Source organism: Rhodopila globiformis, from assembly GCF_002937115.1.
In the GTDB taxonomy this organism is placed as follows: domain Bacteria; phylum Pseudomonadota; class Alphaproteobacteria; order Acetobacterales; family Acetobacteraceae; genus Rhodopila; species Rhodopila globiformis.
On record NZ_NHRY01000248.1, the window covers coordinates 33946 to 54043 of the forward strand.

The following is a 20098-nucleotide window of genomic DNA, read 5'->3' on the forward strand; positions in this document are numbered from 1 at the left end:
CGTACGTCAACCGATGCAGACCCTACCCCCGCAGCGCCGCAATGGCCCGGTCATACGGTGGGCGGCCGAACACCGCGGAACCGGCGACCAGCGCCGTCGCGCCGGCCTCGATCACCACCGGCGCGGTCTCCGGCGTCACCCCGCCATCGACCTCGATCTGGATCGGCCGGTCGCCGATCATCCGGCGCAGGCGGCGAATTTTGTCCACGGCGGCGGCGATGAACTTCTGCCCGCCGAAGCCCGGGTTCACCGTCATCACCAGCACCAGGTCGATGCGATCGAGCACATACTCGACCACGCTCTCCGGCGTCGCCGGGTTCAGCGCCACGCCGGCCTTCTTGCCCAGCGCGCCGATGGCCTGCAGGGTGCGGTCGAGGTGCGTGGTCGCCTCGGCGTGCACGATGATGCGGTCGGCGCCGGCGGCGGCGAAGGCTTCCAGGTAGGAATCCACCGGGCTGATCATCAGGTGGGTGTCGAAGCACTTGTCGGTGTAGCGGCGGATCGCCTTCACCACGTCCGGCCCGAAAGTAATGTTGGGAACGTAATGGCCGTCCATGACGTCCAGGTGGATCCAGTCGGCGCCGGCCTCATCAACCGCACGCACTTCATCGCCCAGGCGGGAGAAATCAGCGGACAGAATCGACGGGGCGATGAGGACCTTGTTCATTGTGCCTGCTCCTGTGCAGCGGCGAAGACGCGACTGGCGAGAATTTCGTCCGGTTCGATGGTCATGAGGTCATCGACGGTGATGGCATGTCCCTGGGTTTCGAACAACCGCACCGCCTGGCGCAGGCGCGCACGATCCAGCGCGTTGCGCACCGAACGCGCGTTGGAAAAGTGCGGCTGCGTCATGCGCGCGGTGATATAGCGCGCGAACGCCTCCTGCGCGGCCGGGCTAAAACGGTAGTTCTGCTGCGTCAGCATCATCTCGGCGATCGCCATCAGTTCCTCGGCTGTGTAGTCCGGGAAGTCGATGTGGTGGGCGATGCGCGAGCGGAAACCGGGGTTGGAGGTGAAGAACCGGTCCATCCGGTCAGCGTAGCCGGCCATGATCACCACCAGGTCGTTGCGGCGGCTTTCCATCACCTGCAACAGGATCTCGATGGCTTCCTGGCCGTAGTCGCGCTCGTTCTCCGGGCGGTACAGGTAGTACGCCTCGTCGATGAACAGCACGCCGCCCATCGCCTTCTTGAGGATTTCCTTGGTCTTCGGCGCGGTGTGGCCGATGTACTGGCCGACAAGGTCGTCGCGGGTGACCGAGACCAGGTGATTGGAGCGGATGTAGCCAAGCCGGTGCAGGATGTCGGCCATGCGGGCGGCAACGGTCGTCTTGCCGGTGCCGGGGTTGCCGGTAAACGACATGTGCAGCGTCGGCGGCTGCGCCGTCAGGCCGGCCTCGCTGCGGATTTTGTCCACCAGCAGCAGCGCGGCGATCTCGCGGATGCGCCGCTTCACCGGGCGCAGGCCGACGAGTTCATTGTCAAGCTGGTCCAGGACCGCCCCGACACCGGAGGATTCGAAGGCAGCGGCGAGGTCGATCGCTGGCGGGGAGGCGACGTCGTCGGGCATTTCGTGGGTCTCCTGCAGATTGTCGTCGTGGGCGGCAGCGCCCCCATTGGCGTTAAAATGGCGTGGCGGCGGCACGATGCTTGCCATTCCGTCATGGCCCGGCTTGTCCGGGCCACCTATTCCAGCACTGTGCCGCGACAGGTGGCCCGGACAAGCCGGGCCATGACGAGGAGGCAACTGCCAGCCCTATTTTAACGCCAATGCGGCAGCGCCCCACCGTCATGGTCGGCAACGCCCCATCGTCATGGCCGGGCGTGTCCCTGCCATCTGCACACAGGCGGCGGGGATAGATGGCCGGGACACGCCCGGCCATGACGATAGAAGACAGGGGCGGCGGCCGGAACCGCCGCCCCTGTCGCCGCATCACACCGCGTAGCGCGAACCCATCGGCTTTTCGGCCGCGTATGACCGCGTCGTATAACGCTGGTTCCGCCCCTCGCCTTCCTCGCGCACCAGCATGAACCCGGGCTCTTCCTCCGGACGGTCGGTGATGAAGGACAGCCGCACGCTCTCCCACCCCGCCGTCGCGTCGAACGCCGAGAGGCGGATATAGGCCCGGCCCTTGTGCACCTTGCGGCACTCGGACAGCTCATACATCACGCCGGCCGGGTCCTTGAGGTCGAACATCGGCTGGCCCCACATCTCCCAGTAGGTGTTGCGGGGATGCGGGTCGTCGGTGAACTCGATGTTCACCGCCCAGTTGTTGCGCAGGCAGTAGGCTACCTGCTTGCTGATCTGCTCGTCCGTCAGGTCCGGCAGGAAGCTGAAAGCACCTTGAGTGATACGCATGTCTGGACAGTCTCCTGCTTAGGCCGGGGTCATTGTGGGAACGAAGTCGGGCGTGTCGGTCGAGGCGTAGTCGAAGGTGACGTCCTTCCAGACCTCCAGCGCCTGCCGCAGCGGCGCGCAGCTCTTGGCCGCGGCGGCCAGGATCTCCGGGCCCTCGTTCAGGTAGTCGCGGCCTTCGTTACGGGCCAGGACCATCGCCTCCAGCGCCACGCGGTTGGCCGTCGCGCCCGCCGCGATACCCTGCGGGTGGCCGATGGTGCCACCGCCGAACTGCAGCACGCAGTCCTCGCCCAGCAGGTGCAGAAGCTGGTGCATCTGGCCGGCATGGATGCCGCCCGAGGCCACCGGCATCAGCTTGCGCATCCCGCCCCAGTCCTGGTCGAAGAACAGGCCATTCTGGAGCGCCATCGGATTAAACTGCTCGCGGCAGATGTCGTAGTAGCCCTTGGTCGTCGCCGGGTCGCCTTCCAGCTTGCCGACGACCGTGCCGGCATGGATGTGGTCCACGCCCGCCAGCCGCATCCACTTGGCAATCACGCGGAAGCTGACGCCGTGCGTCTTCTGCCGTGTGTAGGTCGAGTGGCCCGCGCGGTGCAGGTGCAGGATCATGTCGTTGCGCCGCGCCCACTTGGCGATCGACTGGATGGCGCTGTAGCCGATGACCAGATCGATCATGATGATGGTCGAGCCAAGCTGCTTGGCGAACTCGGCGCGCTCGTAGATCTGCTCCATGTCGCCGGCGGAGACGTTCAGGTAGGTGCCCTTCACCTCGCCCGTCATCGCCTGCGCGCGGTTCACCGCCTCCATGCAGTACAGGAACCGGTCGCGCCAGTGCATGAAGTTCTGGCTGTTGATGTTCTCGTCGTCCTTGGTGAAGTCCAGGCCGCCCTTCAGCGCCTCGTACACCACGCGGCCGTAGTTGCGGCCCGAAAGGCCCAGCTTCGGCTTCACCGTCGCGCCCAGCAGCGGGCGGCCGAACTTGTCGAGGCGCTCGCGCTCCACCACGATGCCGGTCGCCGGCCCGTGGAACGTCTTCACGTAGCTGATCGGCAGCCGCATGTCTTCCAGGCGCAGCGCCTTCAGCGGCTTGAAGCCGAACACGTTGCCGATGATCGAGGCCGAGAGGTTGACGATCGAGTCGGGCTCGAACAGCTCGATGTCATACGCGATGTAGGCGAACCACTGGCCCGGGGTGCCCGGCACCGGATCGACGCGGTAGGCCTTGGCGCGATAGTTCTCGCAGGCGGTCAGGCGGTCGGTCCAGACCACCGTCCAGGTCGCGGTGGAGCTTTCGCCCGCCACAGCCGCCGCGGCTTCTTCCGCGTCCACGCCGTCCTGCGGCGTGATGCGGAACACCGCCAGGACGTCAGTGTCCTTCGGCTGGTAGTCGAGGTCGAAGTACCCCATCTCCTTGTACTTCATCACGCCGGCATCGTACCGGCCTTTGCGCTGAGTCGCTGGTGTCACGACGTTCATCCTGTTATCTCCTTGACTACTCAGGCGGCTTTGGTTTGGGTGGACGCGCCAACGGGATCGAGATCGCCCTTGGCGTAGCGGGTGGCCATGGTCTTCAGCGGCAGCGCGGCCAGCTTCGGCGCCTGGCCGGCGGTGCCGAATTCCTCGAACCGTTGCGCGCACAGCGCGGTCAGCGACGCCATCGCCGGCTTCATGAAGGCGCGCGGGTCGAACTCCGCCTTCTTTTCCGTGGCGATCTTGCGGAACTGGCCGACCATGGCGATGCGGCAGTCGGTGTCGATGTTGATCTTGCGGACGCCGTACTTGATGCCGAGCTGGATCTCGCGCACCGGCACGCCCCAGGTCTGCGGCATGGCGCCGCCATAGCTGTTGAAGATCTCCTGCAGGTCCTGCGGCACCGAGGACGAGCCGTGCATCACCAGGTGGGTGTTCGGCAGCCGCTCGTGGATCGCCTTGACCACGTCCATCGCCAGGATGTCCCCGGTCGGCTCGCGGTTGAACTTGTAGGCGCCGTGGCTGGTGCCGATGGCGACGGCCAGCGCATCGACGTGGGTGCGCAGCACGAAGTCCTTCGCCTGGTCCGGGTCGGTCAGCAGCTGGTCACGCGACAGCACGCCTTCCGCGCCGTGGCCGTCTTCCTTCTCGCCATGGCCGGTTTCCAGCGAGCCGAGGCAGCCAAGCTCGCCTTCCACCGACACGCCGATGGCATGCGCCATTTCCACGACCTTGGAGGTGACGGCGACGTTGTAGTCGTAGCTGGCCGGCGTCTTGCCGTCGGCCTCCAGCGATCCGTCCATCATGACGCTGGTGAAGCCGGACTGGATCGCCGAGAGGCAGGTGGCGGGCTTGTCGCCGTGGTCGAGATGCATGCAGACCGGGATCGACGGCCAGGTTTCCACCGCCGCCTCGACCATCTTGCGCAGCATGATCTCGCCGGCATAGGCGCGGGCGCCGCGGCTGGCCTGGATGATCACCGGCGAGGCGGTCTTCTCCGCCGCCGCCATGATCGCGACCAGCTGTTCCATGTTGTTGATGTTGAACGCCGGCACGCCGTACTCATGCTCGGCGGCATGGTCCAGCATCTGGCGCAGGCTGATGAAAGCCATAAGTGCGTCCTCTTCTGCGTTATTCTTGTCGGAGTCAGCTTGCGCGGCGCGAGCGCTCGTAAAGCTGCATGATCATCGGCGTCAGGATCAGCTGCATGGCGAGGTCGAGCTTGCCGCCGGGGATGACGATCGAGTTGGCGCGCGACATGAAGCTGCCCTGCAGCATCGAGGTCAGGTAGGCGAAGTCGATGCCGCGTGGACTCTTGAAGCGGATCACCACCAGTGATTCATCGGCGGTGGGGATCCACCGGGCGATGAACGGATTGGAGGTATCGACCGTCGGCACGCGCTGGAAGTTCACGTCGGTCTCGGTGAACTGCGGGCAGATGTAGCGGACATAGTCCGGCATCCGGCGCAGGATGGTGTCGGTGACCGCTTCTGTAGAGTAACCACGCGACGCCTTGTCGCGGTGGATCTTCTGGATCCATTCCAGGTTGATCACCGGCACCACGCCGATTTTCAGGTCCGCGTGCTTCGCGACATTGGCCTCCTCGGTCGCGACTGCGCCGTGCAGGCCCTCGTAGAACAGCATGTTGGTGCCGTCGGGGAATTGCTCCCACGCCGTGAACGTGCCGGCCGGCGCGCCGTACAGATCGGCTTCCTTCTGGTCGTGCACATAGTGCCGGGTCTGGCCGGTGCCGCTGCGGCCATATTCCTTGAACACGGCCTCCAGTTCCGGCAGCAGGTTGGCTTCCGGACCGAAATGGCTGAAGTGGTGGTTGCCCGACGCTTCGGCCTCGGCCATGGCGCGGCGCATTTCCATCCGGTCATACCGGTGGAACGCGTCGCCCTCGATCCAGGCCGCGGTGATCTTTTCGCGCGCGAAAATGCGCTCGAACGTGGCCTTGACCGTGGTGGTGCCGGCACCGGACGAGCCGGTGACGGAGATGATGGGATGCTTGACCGACATTGGTAGTGACTTTCCCCGTCAGGACTTGAACAGGCCGCGGACGGCAAACAGCGGCCGTTGTCCTGCCTGCGGCACGCTTTCGGCATAAAGCTCCATGACCCGCGTGACCTTGTCCGTCGATCCGAAGATCAGCGGCGCATGCTCGTGCAGATCCCTAGGCTTGAGGTCGAGAATCCGGCTGTATCCATCGGTCGCGGTGCCGCCGGCCTGCTCGATCAGCAGGGCGATCGGGTTGGCCTCATACAGCAGGCGCAGCCGCCCGCGGTGGTAGCCGGGCCGCTTGTCGCCGGGATACAGGTAGATGCCGCCGTTCAGCAGCACGCGGAACGTTTCGGATACGACGGCGCCGAGCCAGCGGGTGTTGTAGTCCACCCCGCGCGGGCCGTCGCTGCCGGCAATGCATTCCTCGACGAAGGCGCGGACCGCCAGCGGCCAGTGCCGGGCGTTCGATCCGTTGATGGCATAGATCCGCTGCGCCGGGATGATCTGGATCCGGCTGCGGGTCAGGACGAAGATGCCCTTCGCCGGGTCGAGCGTGAAAATGTCCACGCCGTCCTTCAGCGTCAGCACCAGGGCGGTGTGCGGCCCATACAGGACGAAGCCGGCGGCAAGCTGGTTGCTGCCCTGGGTCAGGAAACTGGCCTTCGCATCGCCGGCGACCGCCGGCAGCAGCGAGAACACCGTCCCCATCGGCGCGTTGAAGTCGATGTTGTTGGAGCCGTCCAGCGGATCCATCGCCACGACGACGGCGCCGGCGGGGTCGAGCGCGATGATGTCGTTGGATTCCTCAGAAACGACCGCGGCGACCGGGGCGACGCGCAAATGATCGGTGAACAGCGTGTTGGCATAGACATCCAGCGCCTTCTGCCCGTCGCCATCGTTACTGGCGCCGAGGACGCGGCCCAGGTCGCCGGCCAGCGGTCCCTGCGCGATCACGGTGGCAAGCTGGGCGGCCGCGGTGGCGATGGCGGCGATCGTATCGGCGACAGGCTGTCGCTCCGAGGCCGTGGCGGCCCAGGTGGCAAGATGCTCATGCAGCGTCGTCACGGGATAACCTCCCCTTCTGGCAGGTTTTTGACCGGTTCCTGCCGCGGATCGGTGCTTAGACGGGATTGCCGGCAAAAGAAATTCCTTTATTGTTGCTGTCAATGAAAGAAAATCTTGTAAATTTTCCCCGCCGGACGTCGCTGCGGCAGTTGCGCGCGCTGGGGGCCATTACCAGCGCGAAAAGCCTCTCGGCCGCGGCGCAATCGCTGTCGGTGACGCCGCCGGCGGTGACGCAGCAGCTTCACCTGCTGGAGGACGCGCTGGGCGGCGTGCCGCTGTACGAGCGCACCGCCGACGGTGCGAGGCCGACGGAAGCGGGGCGGGAAGTGCTGGCGGCGCTGGAACGGATCGAGGCGGCCCTGTCGGACTGCGCCACGGCGATCCAGGCGCTGCGCGGCATGGACGGCGGGCGGGTGGCCGTCGGCGTCATCAGCACGGCGAAATATTTCGCCCCCTTCGCCCTGGCGGCGTTCCAGCGGGCGCATCCGAATGTCGACATGCGGATCATGGTGGGCAACCGCTCGGAGATCATCGCCGGGCTGGAGCGGTTCGAGTTCGACATTGCGATCATGGGCTATCCGCCGGACCAGTTCCCGATCGAAAAGGCCGTCATCGGCGACCATCCGCACGTCATCATCGCGGCGGCGGATCACTGGATGGTGCCGCGCAGGCGGATTCCGCTGGTCGAGGTGGCGCGGGAGACGTTCCTGCTGCGGGAGCCGGGATCGGGCACGCGGTCATTGATGCTTGGGCTGTTCGGCGCGGCCGGCCTGCCGGAGGGCCGGCGGATGGAAATCGGCAGCAACGAGACGATCAAGCAGGCGGTGATGGCGGGGATGGGGATCGCGCTGCTGTCGGCCCATACCATCGCCGCCGAGGTTGACGACGGGCGGCTGGCGGTGCTGGACGTCGAGGGACTGCCGGTGGTGCGGCAATGGTTCGTGGTGCGGCGCAGCGAGCGGCGCCTGCTGCCGGCGGCGCAGGCGCTGTGGAACCACCTGCTGTGGTCGGGGCCGGAGTTCCTGCCGAAGCCGCACCCGGCCGATCGGCTGCGGGCTGCGCGGTGAGGGGGCGCTGCTGATTGCGGCAGAAGACGTGGATGGCGGGCCTGCGCTCGATGCGTATCGGGATCAGGCGATTGGCGGAGCGAGGTCGTCTCTCTATCGCCATGGCCGGGCGTGTCTCCATGCGTATCAGGATACGGCGGCGGTTGGAGAAGGATTTGGCGCCAGGCCCGTTCTCTCACCGCCATGGCCGGGCGTGTCACTACGGGATGCACAGATTTCGGAAACGGTCCGCTGCAACCGTGGCTCACCCTGTCACGGCCTGCGCCGGTTTCACCGACGGCAATCAAGCGAACACGGAGTTCCACGGTGTTTGCACGGAGTTTCACAGAGTCGTCCGGGGTGCCCCCCAAGATGGTCGCCCCTGTGGCGGCGTTCGATGATTTCAGGTGCTTCGCGCGAAGCGCAATATCCACGTCCTCCGTGAAACGCCGTGTCCGCTTGATTGCGGTGGCAAACCCACCCCCGCCCCATCCCGATGGGCAGGATGCCCCACACCGGATGTGCGAGCGACGCACGCCATAGCGCCGCGTCCCTGCGTACCCTCGGCCGGCCGCTTGCCAGCCAAACGCGCCGCTGCGACAGAGCGGCAACGGTCCCAGGCACCGGGCGAGCGCCTGGTTTTGCAGTCGTTTCCACGATGCGTGCATGCGGTAGGGCGTGTCCCGGCCATCCACCCCCCGCCGTTGCAGTGCAGATGGCCGGGACGCGCCCGGCCATGCCGGTGAGGGAGAAGACCATGCTCCGCCAGCCAGCCTATCCTGTACGCATGGGGACACGCCCGGCCATGACGGTGAGGCAATGGACCGGGCGCCAGCGGCGGATGAAAACCGGTGGCTGGCTCAACGATGAATGGACACGAGCGCCAATCAGCGGCGAACCACCATTGCCAACAGCCGGTCGCGGCGCCCATATAGCTCATCATGATGCGACGCCCTCCGCGCCCCCGGGCCTACGCACCCGACCCGGCCGCACCGGGCCGGGCGTGCGACTCGCCGGACTGCCCAGCAGCCGGGGAATACCGCGCGCCGAAATCCCGGACCCACCTGAACGACTACTACTGGTTCTGCCTCGCGCATGTCCGCGCCTACAACGCCGGCTGGGACTACTATAAAGGCATGTCGCCCTCCGAGGTGGAGGCGGAACTGCGGGCCGACACCTCCTGGCAGCGCCCCACCTGGCCGCTCGGCCACGGCGGCGGCACCACTGCCTGGGACGACGACATGCTGCGCGACCCGCTGCACGTCCTGGCAGCCGGCCGGGCCAACCAGGCCGGGCGACGGGACCCGCAGAAGCCGCCGTCGGAACTGCGCGAGCCGCTGGCCACGCTCGGCCTGTCCTGGCCTGTCACGCTCGACGTGGTGAAAAGCCGCTACAAGGAACTGGCGAAGCGCCACCACCCCGACGCCAACGGCGGCAGCCGCGACGCCGAGGAGCGGCTCAAGACCATCAACCTTGCCTATGCCGCATTGCGCTCGCGCCTTGGCAATACCGCCCGGATGGCGGCAACCGGCTAGGCTCTCGCCCGTTGCCCTTGCACGGCACGCCACCAAGGTTAGACTTTACAGGAATGGCAACAGGAAACGCTGGACTATGAACACGGCCGTCGATATTGCCCCGCCCCGCCCCACCTCGGAGATCAATCTGCCCGACACCAAGCTGTCGGCGCGCGAGGTTTTCGCTCTCGACATTGATATGGAGGTGCCGGCATTTTCGGTGCGAACCGAGCATGTGCCGGACCTGGATACCTCTTATAAATTCGACCGCGAAACCACGCAGGCGATCCTGGCGGGATTCGCCTACAACCGGCGGGTGATGATCCAGGGCTATCACGGCACCGGAAAATCCACCCATATCGAGCAGGTGGCCGCCCGCCTGAACTGGCCCTGCATCCGCGTCAATCTCGACAGCCATATCAGCCGCATCGACCTCATCGGCAAGGACGCCATCGTCCTGAAGGACGGCAAGCAGGTCACCGAGTTCCGCGAGGGCATCCTGCCCTGGGCGCTGCAGCACGCCTGCGCCCTGGTGTTCGACGAATACGACGCCGGCCGGCCGGACGTGATGTTCGTCATCCAGCGCGTGCTGGAGGTCGAGGGCAAGCTGACGCTGCTCGACCAGAACCGGGTGATCCGGCCGCATCCGTCGTTCCGCCTGTTCGCCACGTCGAACACAGTCGGCCTGGGCGACACCACCGGGCTGTACCACGGCACGCAGCAGATCAACCAGGGCCAGATGGACCGCTGGAACATCGTTGCGACCCTGAACTACCTGCCGCACGGCACCGAGACGGCGATCGTGCTGGCGAAGATGGGCCTCGACGGCACCAAGGACCCCGCCACCAAGAAGCGCGTCGAGAGCATGGTGGCGCTGGCCGACCTGACCCGCGCCGGCTTCATCAACGGCGACATCTCCACCGTGATGTCGCCGCGCACCGTGATCACCTGGGCGGAAAACGCCCGTATCTTCGGCGACGTCGGCTTCGCCTTCCGGGTGACGTTCATGAACAAGTGCGACGAGGCGGAACGTTCCACTGTCGCTGAATATTACCAGCGCTGCTTCAATGAGGACATTCCCACCGGCGGGTTCACCACGCGGAAGTTCGCGTAGGGTGTCGCTTCGTCGCTCATTCACCGTCATGGCCCGGCTTGTCCGGGCCACCTATGCAAGCACGTGTGCCGCGACAGGTGACCCGGACAAGCCGGGCCATGACGACGAAGGGGCCAGGACGTTTGCGGGTCATGACGTTCAAGGGGCGGCGCGCACGCGGAGCAGGCCCAAACGGAGCAGGCCCAAACGGAGCAGGCCCAAACGGAGCAGGCCATGAGCGGCAGCAACAAGGACAACGCACGCACCGAGGACTTCAAGCGCGCCACCGCCGGCGTGCTGCGCGCGATCGCCGAGCAGTCCGACGTGCAGGTGGCGTTCCAGCCCGGCCCCGCTGGCGTTACCGGCAAGCGCGCCCGCCTGCCGCTGCCCACACGGGCCCTGCCGGCGGCGGAAATGGCCAGGTTGCGCGGCCAGTCCGACGCCATCGCGCTGCGCCTGCGCTACCACGACGACGCCGTGCATGCTCAGCGCATGCCGTCCCGGCGCGAGGCCAAGGACGCCTATGACGCGCTGGAGCAGGTGCGCGTCGAGGTCGTCGGCGCCCGCTACATGAACGGCGTCAACGCCAACCTGCGCGCCAAGCTGGCCGAGGAATGCGAGTCCGACGGCTACGACCGCATGACCCGCAAGGACCAGTTGCCGATTGACAAGGCGCTGGCGCTGCTGGCGCGGGAGAAACTGTCGGGCGAGGCAGCGCCGGACGCAGCGCAGCGGGTGCTCAGCCTGTGGCGCAGCACCCTTGGCGAGTCGGCCGACGCCGCGCTGGCGGAAATGACGCAGGCGCAGGACGACCAGCGCTCGTTCGCCCGCGCCGCGCGCAAGCTGCTGGCGGCCATGGACCTCGCGGAAGCCGAGGCCGACGCCGAACCGGACACCGAGTCCGAGGACCAGGAAGACGGCGGTGAGCAGTCCGGCGCGCAGGACAATTCGCAGGACGGCGAAGGCCAGTCGGAGTCCGACCAGGACACCATGCTCGGCGCCCAGCCCGAGGAAATGGAAGGCGAGGCCGCCGACGACGAAGGCTCCGACTCCGACGAGGAAGCCGCGGTGGCGGAAGGCGACGACCGTCCCGGCGGGCCCCAGCCGCGGCGCGAGCGGCCGGTGGTCGACAGCGACGCGGTCTATCGCGCCTATACCCGCGCCTTCGACGAGGAAATCGAAGCCGAGGAATTGTGCGATCCGGACGAGCTGACCCGCCTGCGGCAGCAGCTCGACCAGCAGCTGCAACATCTGCAAGGCGTCATCTCGAAGCTCGCCAACCGGCTGCAGCGCCGCCTGCTGGCGCAGCAGACGCGGTCGTGGGAGTTCGACCTGGACGAAGGCATGCTCGACGCCGGGCGGCTGGCGCGGGTGGTGGTCAATCCGATGCAGGCCCTGTCGTATAAGCGGGAGCTCGACACCGAATTCCGCGACACGATCGTGACGCTGCTGATCGACAATTCCGGCTCGATGCGCGGCCGGCCGATCACCGTGGCGGCGATGTGCGGCGATATTCTGGCGCGCACGCTGGAGCGCTGCGCGGTGAAGGTGGAAGTGCTGGGCTTCACCACCTGCGCCTGGAAGGGCGGGAAAAGCCGCGAGAAATGGGTGCAGGAGGGCAAGCCGCGCAATCCCGGGCGGCTGAACGACCTGCGGCACATCGTCTACAAGGCGGCGGATGCGCCGTGGCGGCGGGCGCGCAAGAACCTCGGGCTGATGCTGCGCGAGGGCCTGCTGAAGGAGAACATCGACGGTGAGGCGCTGCTGTGGGCGTACCGCCGGCTGCTGGTGCGGCCTGAGCACCGGCGGATCCTGATGGTGATCTCGGACGGCGCGCCGGTGGACGATTCGACGCTGTCGGTCAATCCGGGCAACTACCTGGAGAAGCACCTGCGTGAGGTGATCCGCGACATCGAGGCGCACGACCAGGTCGAGCTGATCGCCATCGGCATCGGCCATGATGTCACGCGATACTATCGTCGGGCGGTGACGATCGTCGATGCCGAGGAACTGGGCGGCACGATGATGAAGAAGCTGACGGAACTGTTCGACGAGGACATGGAAGCCGCCTGGGTACGGGCGGCGGGCGAGCGCGCGGCGCTGGTGGTCTAGCCGGCGGCGCCCCGGTGGCTGTCGTTACGTTTGTGTGACCACGCGGATCGGGGCCGTCTCCCTATCGTCATCGCCGGGCGTGTACCCATGGCGATCGGCATAAGGTGACGGTTGACGAAGAATTTGGTGTCCGGTCCGTTGCCCTTCCGTCATGGCCGGGCGTGTCCCGGCCATCCGCGCTTCGACGATTGGGGGTGGATGGCCGGGACACGCCTGGCCATGACGGACCCGCAGGAGCCCCGCACGCCTTCCCACGGCCGACCACCCACGGCGAGACGGCGCCGCGGACAACGCAAGCGTGCCGGCGCGAAAATCTTGCGCCAGCGTCAGAAAACCCGACCGCCGGTTGATCGTTTCCCCAGTCTCGGCCCACCGCAGGTAATGGGTGCACCGGAGTGGTGACAGTGGAACCGGCACGGCGGTGATCGTCGTACCGGCAAGCGTAAGGATCTGACGGATCATGACGGCGGCGAGCATCGACCAGGAACTCCGCCTCCGCCTCCGTCAGCAGGAGATCCTGGCTGAACTCGGCACCCTCGCCCTGCGCGGCGTTCCGCGGGACACCCTGTTCCAGGAGGCGTGCCGCCTGGTTGCAGGTGGCCTGGAGACCCAGTTCTGCAAGGTGATGCGGTATCTCCCCGCGGACGATGAACTGCTCGTGATAGCCGGCGTCGGCTGGCACGAAGGCGTCGTTGGCCATGCCCGCCTCGGCGCCGACATCGCCTCCCCGGCCGGCTACGCGCTGAAGATCGGCAGCCCGGTGATTTCCAATTCGCTGCCGGCGGAAGGCCGGTTCCACACCCCGCAACTGCTGCTCGATCACGGCATCCATCGCGCCGTCAACGTCATCATCCGCTGCAACGAGGAGCATTTCGGCGTCCTGGAAGCCGACAGCCGGCACGACGGGGCGTTCGAGCCACAGGACCTGGCCTTCATGCAGGCCGCCGCCAACCTGCTCGGCCTGGCGCTGGAGCGGGAAAACAGCGATCAGGCGCTGGCCGCCTCGCACGCCCAGACCAACGACATCCTGGAAAGCATCAGCGACGCCTTCTACGCCGTCGACCATGACTGGCGGGTGACCTACTTCAACCGCAAGGCCGAGGAATTGTGGGGCCGCACCCGGGTGGCGCTGCTCGGCAAGGTCTTCTGGCAGGAATTCCCCGAGGCCGCCGGCAGCGCGATCCACCAGGCCCATCTGCAGGCGGCGCGGGAACAACGCACGATCACCGTCGAGGCGCTGTCGCCGGTGCTCAGCCGCTGGGTCGACGTCACCATCTGTCCCGCCGAGAACGGGCTGTCGGTCTACCTGCGCGACATCACCGCGCGCAAGCAAAGCGAGGACACGCTGAAGCGCCTGACCGAGACCCTGGAGCAGCGGGTCCACGACCGCACGCTGGAACTGGCCGAGAGCAACCGGCGCCTGACCCGCGAAATCGACGAGCGCAAGGAGGCCGAGGCGGCGCTGATGCAGGCGCAGCGGCTGGAAGCAGTCGGCCAGCTGACCGGCGGCATCGCCCATGACTTCAACAACCTGCTGACCGCGGTCATCGGCAACCTGGAGCTGCTGCGTGCCGGCCTGACGGCGGAACGGGCGACCCGCCAGGCCGATGCCGCGCTGGCCGCTGCCCGCCGCGGCGGCGACCTGACGCGGCAGTTGCTGGCCTATGCGCGCAAGCAGTACGTCGAGCCGCGGCCGGTCGACGCCAACGCGGTGGTGATGCGCATGCGCGACCTGCTGGGCCGCAGCCTGGGCGGGCTGGTCTCCATCGAAACCGACCTGGCCACGGCCCTGTGGCCGGCGCTGGCGGACCCGGCGCAGCTCGAATCGATCGTGCTGAACCTGGCGATCAATGCGCGCGACGCGATGCCCGACGGCGGCAGGGTGCGGATCGCCACCCGCAACGTCGATGCCACGACGGACACCTTGCCCACGGAGCTGCAGCGCCGCGACTACGTGCTGGTGATGGTCGAGGACGCCGGCGTCGGCATGACGCCCGAGGTGCTGGCCAAGGCGTTCGAGCCGTTCTTCACCACCAAGGAGATCGGCAAGGGCAGCGGGCTGGGGCTGGCGCAGGTGCATGGGGTGGTGCAGCAACTCGGCGGCACGGCCCGGCTGCACAGCGTCGTCGGCGCCGGCACCCGGGTCGAGGTCTTCCTGCCGCGCGCCGGGCAACCGGCCGACGACGCCGAGAAGGCCGGTGCCCGGCCGGAGAACGCGCCGCCGCCGGGCGGCATCACCGTGCTGGTCATCGACGACCAGCCGGACGTGCGCGACGTCGCGGTGGCGTTCCTGGAGAACGCCGGCTATGCCGTGCGCAACGCCGGCAGCGGCGCCGAGGGCCTGGCGGCGCTGGACAGCGGACCGGTCTCGTTGGCGCTGGTCGACCACGGCATGGCCGGCATGTCGGGCACCGAGTTCGTGCGCCAGGCACGGCAGCGCCAGCCCCGCCTGCCGGTGATCTACCTGACCGGCCATGCCGAGCCGCTGTTGCCCGAGGGGATCGATCCGAAGGATCGCGTGCTGACCAAGCCCTATGCGCCCGACGCCCTGCTGGAGGCGGTGCGGCGCGCGCTGGACGACGCCGCGGCGCCGTCAGCGGCCGACGGCAAACCGCAGGCCGATTGAAACAGGCCGGCGGCGCGGCTACCGGTTCGGCCACAGCCCGGGGGTGGCGACCTCCAGCGAATGCCCGTCCGGGTCGCGGAAATACAGGCTGGTGCCGCCATGCGGCCAGCTCAGCCGGCTTTCCAGCGCGACGCCCTGCTCGGCCAGGTGCGCCTGCCAGGCGGCAAGCTCACCGTATGGAATGGCAAAGGCCAGGTGCAGCGCGCCACGCCCGTGGTGCGGCGGGATGAAGCCGCCGGACACGGGGGCGGGCGCGTCGGTCATGCCGTGGCGGAACAGCAACAGCACCTGCTCGCCGGGCACTTCCATGGCGCACATGCGCTCGTCCTGCATGAAGGCGGTGAAGCCGAACAGGCGTTCATAGAAGCGCCGCGACCGGTCCAGGTCTTCGACGTAGAGCGAGGTTTCGAGGATCTGGCTGACCCGGGGCGTGGCGCGCGACATCGCTGCTGCTCTCCTTGTTGCGGACAGCAGATGGGTCGGCGCCGCGGGGTTTGCAGGCGATGGGCAGCGGATGCGGGATCACAGCGCTGCGCGTGGTGCCGGGTTTGGCTGCCGGCCCTGGGCCAAACCGCTCGGGCAAACCGCTCGGGCAAACCGCTCGGGCAAACCGCTCGGGCAAACCCCTGGGGCAAACCGTTCGGGCAAACCCCCGGGGCAAACCCCCGGGGCAAACCCCCGGGGCAAACCCCCGGGGCAAACCCCCGGGGCAAACCTCGGAGGCAGCCCTCTGGGGCAGACCCGCCGGCGCGCGGGCCGCGGATGCTAGGGGTGCTGCGTCGCGAGGAAGGCGATCAGGTTGACGCGCTGCCGCGCATCCTTCAGGCCCGGGTAAGCCATGAAGGTCTTCGGCATGACCGCCCGCGGATTGGCGAGGTAGCGATCCAGCGTCGCCGCGTTCCAGGTGATGCTGGCGTCCCGGTTCGCCGGCGAATACCTGAAGCCGGGAATTCGCCCGGCCTTGCGCCCAACGATGCCGTACAGGCTGGGTCCGGCGAGGTTCCTGCCTTCCGCCACCGAATGGCAGCGTGCGCATTGGATCTTGAACACGATCTGGCCCGCCGCGGCGTCCTGCGCCCGGGCGGGGCCGATGACGGCCCATACAATGGTCGTTACGATCGCCGCCAGCAAATGATGCCGCATGTGCTTCCCAGGTCCCCTTGCCGCCGGCATGCCATTCCGCCGGCGGCACGGGCCTTAGGAGGCCGGAAGGCCATTGTCAATTCTTGACAACGCGTTCCGGCTGTCCCGGGAGCGTCTGCCCTGCCGGCGCCTACTTCAGCGTTTCAAGATAAGCGATGATGTCGGCGCGCTTCTGCGGGTCCGGCTGCCCGGGATAGCCCATCTTGGTGCCGGGCACGATCTTCTGCGGATGCTCGATGTACTTGAAGAGGACATCCGGCGTCCAGACGATGCCGGACTTGATGTTGGCCTCTGAATAGTTGTAGCCCGGCTCAATACCGGAATGGCGGCCGACGACGCCGTACAGCGACGGGCCGACCTTGTTCCTTCCTTTGATATCGGTGTGGCACAGGATGCAGATGGTGTGGAACAGGTGCTTGCCTTCCACGGGGTCCCCCGGAGGGGCACTGCCGGCCCGGGCGGGGCTGCCCAGGGCAGCGGTGGCGGCAACGGCAACGGCAGCGGCAACAAAGCGCTTCATGGTCGAATCCTTGGTCATTGATTGATGGGACGGGCTGCCGGGACTTACTTCGCCGGCAGCTTCGCCCGCAGGATCTCACCGATGACAATGACTGTCGGCTCGGTGACTTCCACGTCGGCCAGGTCGTCGGCGGCGAGATCCTTGGAGAATCCCAGCGTTATCTCGTCGTGTTCTTCCTGGGCGGCCTGCATGAGGGCGAGGTTCGCGGCGGTGATAGCGGCGTGGCTCTGCTGCAGCTTCTCCTTGTTCGCCTTCACGCGGTCGCTCATGGCAATGGCCCAGCGCATGTCGGGCGTCACCGTGCCGTCGGCAATGGCGGGCAGCAAGCTCAGCGGCGGCAGGATGAATTCATCCTCGAGCGCCATGTGCGCCTTCATCACCTCGGCCAGGTGTTTCGCGGCGGCGCCGGTCGGGGTGGTGCGCTGCGAGATTTTCCCGAGGTAGGCCAACACGCTGTCGTGCTCCATGGCGTCTGAGGGCGGAATGTTGTGCGCCGGCTGGGCACTGGCGGCGAGCGGGACGGCCGCGGTCAACAGGCCGCCGAGCAGCATGGCAGCAAGAAGGCGTGGATTCTTGGACATAGTGTTTCCTTTCCAGTTCTATCCGGGACGGACACCATTCCGCCCTATTCAGAACAAATCGTCAAGCGCATCAGGAATGCGTACGGAATGCGGCGCCCAGGCACGTGGCCAGCCGTCGGCCGGCAGGCCCGTCCCGGCGGCGCCGCACCGGGACGGGCCGTTTCGCTAAAAAATCATCCAGGCATACAGCACCAGGGTATTGTTGTTGGCGGCGGTGCGGCCATTGCCGTAGTAATTCCTGCCGGCACCGTTGAACTCGGTATAGATCGTGTACTGGGCCCCGAGCTTGAGGTTCATCAGCGGCCGCCACAGCGAGTCGTCCTTGCCGAACGGCACCCAGTCGGCCTCGACAATGAAGGCGTTGCTGTTCGGGCTGGCGTTGGCGCTGCCTTCTATGGGATCGTTCGGGTTCGGCCCATAGAGCACCGGGTTCACCGGGCCCCAGATCTTGTGCCAGCCCAGGGTCACGCCATAGGTGTTCTTGTACCAGTAGGAGGCATTGACCTGGAAGTCGTTCAGGTCGTAGTTCGCCCCTAGTCCGCCGCCCGCCAGCGCGGCCGATCCGCCCAGATATTGGGTTTCACGCGTATAGATGCCCTGCACGACCCCAATGTTGTCGCCGGTGCCGAGGTACTGAAAGCCGCCGTCGAAGGCATAGTCGTTGTAGATGTTGCTGCCACCGTAGCCGCTGGTTACCTGGTTACTGTCCGCGAGGGGAGAGAGCGGATTGACGTTGGCGTGCATGAACACGAAGCCGAGCCACGATGACGTGTTGTCCGTGTTCCATTCATACGCCGCCCGCACGTACGGCGCGGGACTGTTGGTGCTGCCGACGCCGTAGCTGGTGCCCAGCCGCGCGAGCGTCCAGGAACTGAGCGTGCTGTAGGCGCCAGCTTCGAGATACAGTGAACTGTCATACCAGCCATAGGCCGTGTAGCCGATGACGTTATGGTTGAAGCCGGACTGCAGCATCGTCTGCGCCGCCGGGGTCGGTGCTATACCAGAACTGATATAGGGGAAGCTCCACGCCGGCGTGGTGTTGTAGGGATCCTGTACCGTGGGGTTGTTGTTCAGCGTGAAGCCGATGCGCAGGTCGTGCGCGCCAAGGTCGAGGTCGGTGGTGTAGGGCACGAAGTCGATGTTATCCATCCCAAGCGTGTTGTCGACGCCGGAATAGGTCATCAGCTGCGCCAGGGCGCCGCTGTGTTCACCAAGGTTGCCAGCGACGAACAGGCTGACCTGGTCAAGCGAGAAGTTGTTATTCGGCGCATAATGGTGCGGCACGGAATCGGCCGGGAAGCTCGCCTGCAGGGAGGTGAAGGTGGGCTGGATCATGACCGCCACCGGAATATGCGACACCCAGCCGGTGCCGCCGGTCAGCGTGTAGCCGCCGATCTTGAAGGACCGTCCGAATGGCGTCAGCTGCGGACCGAAGCCGCCGATATGGCATTGCACGCACGCCATGCCGGTCTGCGCGGCAAAGGCTGGAACGGCCTCGGCCGGCTTGATGGCCGGCAGCAACAACGCCAACGATAACGGTAGAATACCGAGCTTAATTCCAACCAATTTAGTCGGATTTGGCACGTCTGATGCCACAGGAATCCCCCCTTTTGTAAGCATGCGGAATGATCGACTGGATGCCGCCGCGGGACCATTGATCCAGATCAAATGTTTCGATCAAAGCGAAAAAATTTCGTGGTCCGTTATTTCCGAACATACGAAGCTATTGCGGGAACACTCCGCGATGGGCCGCACGGCGCGAGGCCGCCTCCGGGCCTGCCGCCATGGCCGCCGGGACAGGGGAATCGACGCCGGGCGGCCTGGCGGCTGGACCCGTTGCCTCACCGTCATGGCTGGCACCGCGCCCTGCGGGATGCACGCATCCTTGGGAACAATAAAAGAACAAATGCAAGATCAGATGCTTGCCCAATGTCCGGGGCCATTCCTTGATCGTCACGTCCCGGACAGGCCGGGCCATGATGGGGCGGGAACGGCTGCGGCGAATCGTTTTTTGAGATCTGTCCATGCGGCACGGACACGCCCCGCCATGACGGTGAAGGAAAGGACCTTGCTCAGCCGCTCCGCCGGTCCCGATCGCCCCGGGGCAGGTCGCCCCATTCCGGCCCGTCCGCAGGTGGGCGCGCGTGGCTTTCCGTTGTCGATCTGGATCAGGCCGCCCGTCCGGTCTATTGACCGCGGTCTTCTGGTCAGGAACAGGCAGGATGGCGCGCGAGACGTTCTATGTGGTGCAGGCATTCAGGGCCGGCAAAGGCAAGCGCCTGACGGCGGACCCGGCGATCCCGTGCTCGTCGGCCGAAGGGGCGCGCCGGCGGGCCGAGATCCTGGCCGCCACCAAGGCGGGAGTCGTCGCCTTCGCGACCTCGGGCGACGCCGAGCTTGGCGAATATGACGACGAGCCGACGATCCTGTTCCGGGCCGGCCGCCTGCCCGGGCCGTTCGAGGCAAGCTGAAGCCGGCCGCGCCGGCCGGGCGGGCCTTGTCCGCGCCGGCGGCTCCCGGACGAGCTCTCTCGCCGTCCCGCCCTCGCCGTCCCGCCCTCGCTGTC

The 20098-nt window shown here is 66.7% G+C and carries 18 protein-coding genes; 6 read left to right on the top strand and 12 right to left on the bottom strand.

Annotation, left to right across the window (positions count from 1 at the left end; all coding sequences use genetic code 11):
• Positions 1–22 precede the first annotated feature (22 nt).
• The 7 genes from rpe to CCS01_RS25535 form a co-directional block, all read right to left on the bottom strand.
• The gene (gene rpe / locus CCS01_RS25505) at positions 23–667 is read right to left on the bottom strand and encodes a ribulose-phosphate 3-epimerase (RefSeq protein WP_104521580.1); all 645 of its coding nucleotides are present in this window, start codon (positions 665–667) and stop codon (positions 23–25) included.
• Entirely contained in the window at positions 664–1569 is a 906-nt protein-coding gene (gene cbbX / locus CCS01_RS25510) for a CbbX protein (protein ID WP_104521600.1), read from the bottom strand. The genes rpe and cbbX overlap by 4 nt, the downstream gene beginning before the upstream one ends.
• A 363-nt stretch (positions 1570–1932) precedes the next feature.
• The gene (locus CCS01_RS25515; RefSeq protein WP_104521581.1) at positions 1933–2358 is read right to left on the bottom strand and encodes a ribulose bisphosphate carboxylase small subunit; all 426 of its coding nucleotides are present in this window, start codon (positions 2356–2358) and stop codon (positions 1933–1935) included.
• Positions 2359–2376: 18 nt separating this feature from the next.
• Entirely contained in the window at positions 2377–3825 is a 1449-nt protein-coding gene (locus CCS01_RS25520; RefSeq protein WP_275112957.1) for a ribulose-bisphosphate carboxylase large subunit, read from the bottom strand.
• Positions 3826–3854: 29 nt separating this feature from the next.
• A complete protein-coding gene (gene fba / locus CCS01_RS25525; protein WP_104521583.1) occupies positions 3855–4940 on the bottom strand; it encodes a class II fructose-bisphosphate aldolase in 1086 nt (361 codons plus the stop codon).
• Positions 4941–4974: 34 nt separating this feature from the next.
• Positions 4975–5850, bottom strand: coding sequence for a phosphoribulokinase (locus CCS01_RS25530; RefSeq protein WP_104521584.1), 876 nt, complete (start codon positions 5848–5850; stop codon positions 4975–4977).
• A gap of 18 nt (positions 5851–5868) precedes the next feature.
• Entirely contained in the window at positions 5869–6897 is a 1029-nt protein-coding gene (locus tag CCS01_RS25535; protein ID WP_158258593.1) for a class 1 fructose-bisphosphatase, read from the bottom strand.
• Positions 6898–6998: 101 nt separating this feature from the next.
• Between CCS01_RS25535 and CCS01_RS25540 the strand changes: the two genes are divergently transcribed.
• The 5 genes from CCS01_RS25540 to CCS01_RS25560 all read left to right on the top strand — a co-directional run bounded on the left by CCS01_RS25540 (position 6999) and on the right by CCS01_RS25560 (position 15288).
• Positions 6999–7964: a LysR family transcriptional regulator gene (locus CCS01_RS25540; protein ID WP_104521586.1), complete on the top strand. Its 966-nt coding sequence runs from the start codon at positions 6999–7001 to the stop codon at positions 7962–7964.
• 920 nt (positions 7965–8884) lie between these two features.
• On the top strand, positions 8885–9478 hold the full coding sequence (locus tag CCS01_RS25545; protein WP_104521587.1) for a J domain-containing protein: 594 nt from the start codon (positions 8885–8887) through the stop codon (positions 9476–9478).
• A gap of 76 nt (positions 9479–9554) precedes the next feature.
• Positions 9555–10571, top strand: coding sequence for a cobaltochelatase subunit CobS (gene cobS / locus CCS01_RS25550; RefSeq protein WP_104521588.1), 1017 nt, complete (start codon positions 9555–9557; stop codon positions 10569–10571).
• A gap of 213 nt (positions 10572–10784) precedes the next feature.
• A complete protein-coding gene (gene cobT, locus CCS01_RS25555) occupies positions 10785–12662 on the top strand; it encodes a cobaltochelatase subunit CobT (RefSeq protein ID WP_104521589.1) in 1878 nt (625 codons plus the stop codon).
• Positions 12663–13122: 460 nt separating this feature from the next.
• Positions 13123–15288: an ATP-binding protein gene (locus tag CCS01_RS25560; RefSeq protein WP_104521590.1), complete on the top strand. Its 2166-nt coding sequence runs from the start codon at positions 13123–13125 to the stop codon at positions 15286–15288.
• An 18-nt stretch (positions 15289–15306) separates the two neighbouring features.
• On the opposite strand, the gene CCS01_RS25565 is transcribed toward CCS01_RS25560, so the two are convergent.
• From CCS01_RS25565 to CCS01_RS25585, 5 genes are all read right to left on the bottom strand, one after another.
• Positions 15307–15732, bottom strand: coding sequence for a VOC family protein (locus CCS01_RS25565; RefSeq protein ID WP_104521591.1), 426 nt, complete (start codon positions 15730–15732; stop codon positions 15307–15309).
• 321 nt (positions 15733–16053) lie between these two features.
• Complete coding sequence (locus CCS01_RS25570) at positions 16054–16431, bottom strand: c-type cytochrome (RefSeq protein WP_104521592.1); 378 nt, start codon at positions 16429–16431, stop codon at positions 16054–16056.
• 130 nt (positions 16432–16561) lie between these two features.
• Positions 16562–16951 carry a c-type cytochrome gene (locus tag CCS01_RS25575; protein ID WP_204848435.1) on the bottom strand — a complete coding sequence of 130 codons (390 nt, stop codon included), beginning with the start codon at positions 16949–16951 and terminating at the stop codon, positions 16562–16564.
• 44 nt (positions 16952–16995) lie between these two features.
• Entirely contained in the window at positions 16996–17502 is a 507-nt protein-coding gene (locus CCS01_RS25580) for a hypothetical protein (protein WP_104521594.1), read from the bottom strand.
• Positions 17503–17697: 195 nt separating this feature from the next.
• Positions 17698–19200 (bottom strand): cytochrome C, encoded by a 1503-nt coding sequence (locus CCS01_RS25585; RefSeq protein WP_146101959.1) that lies wholly within the window; start codon positions 19198–19200, stop codon positions 17698–17700.
• A gap of 554 nt (positions 19201–19754) precedes the next feature.
• Here CCS01_RS25585 and CCS01_RS25590 point away from each other — a divergent pair.
• Positions 19755–20003, top strand: coding sequence for a hypothetical protein (locus tag CCS01_RS25590; RefSeq protein WP_104521596.1), 249 nt, complete (start codon positions 19755–19757; stop codon positions 20001–20003).
• Positions 20004–20098: the final 95 nt, after the last annotated feature.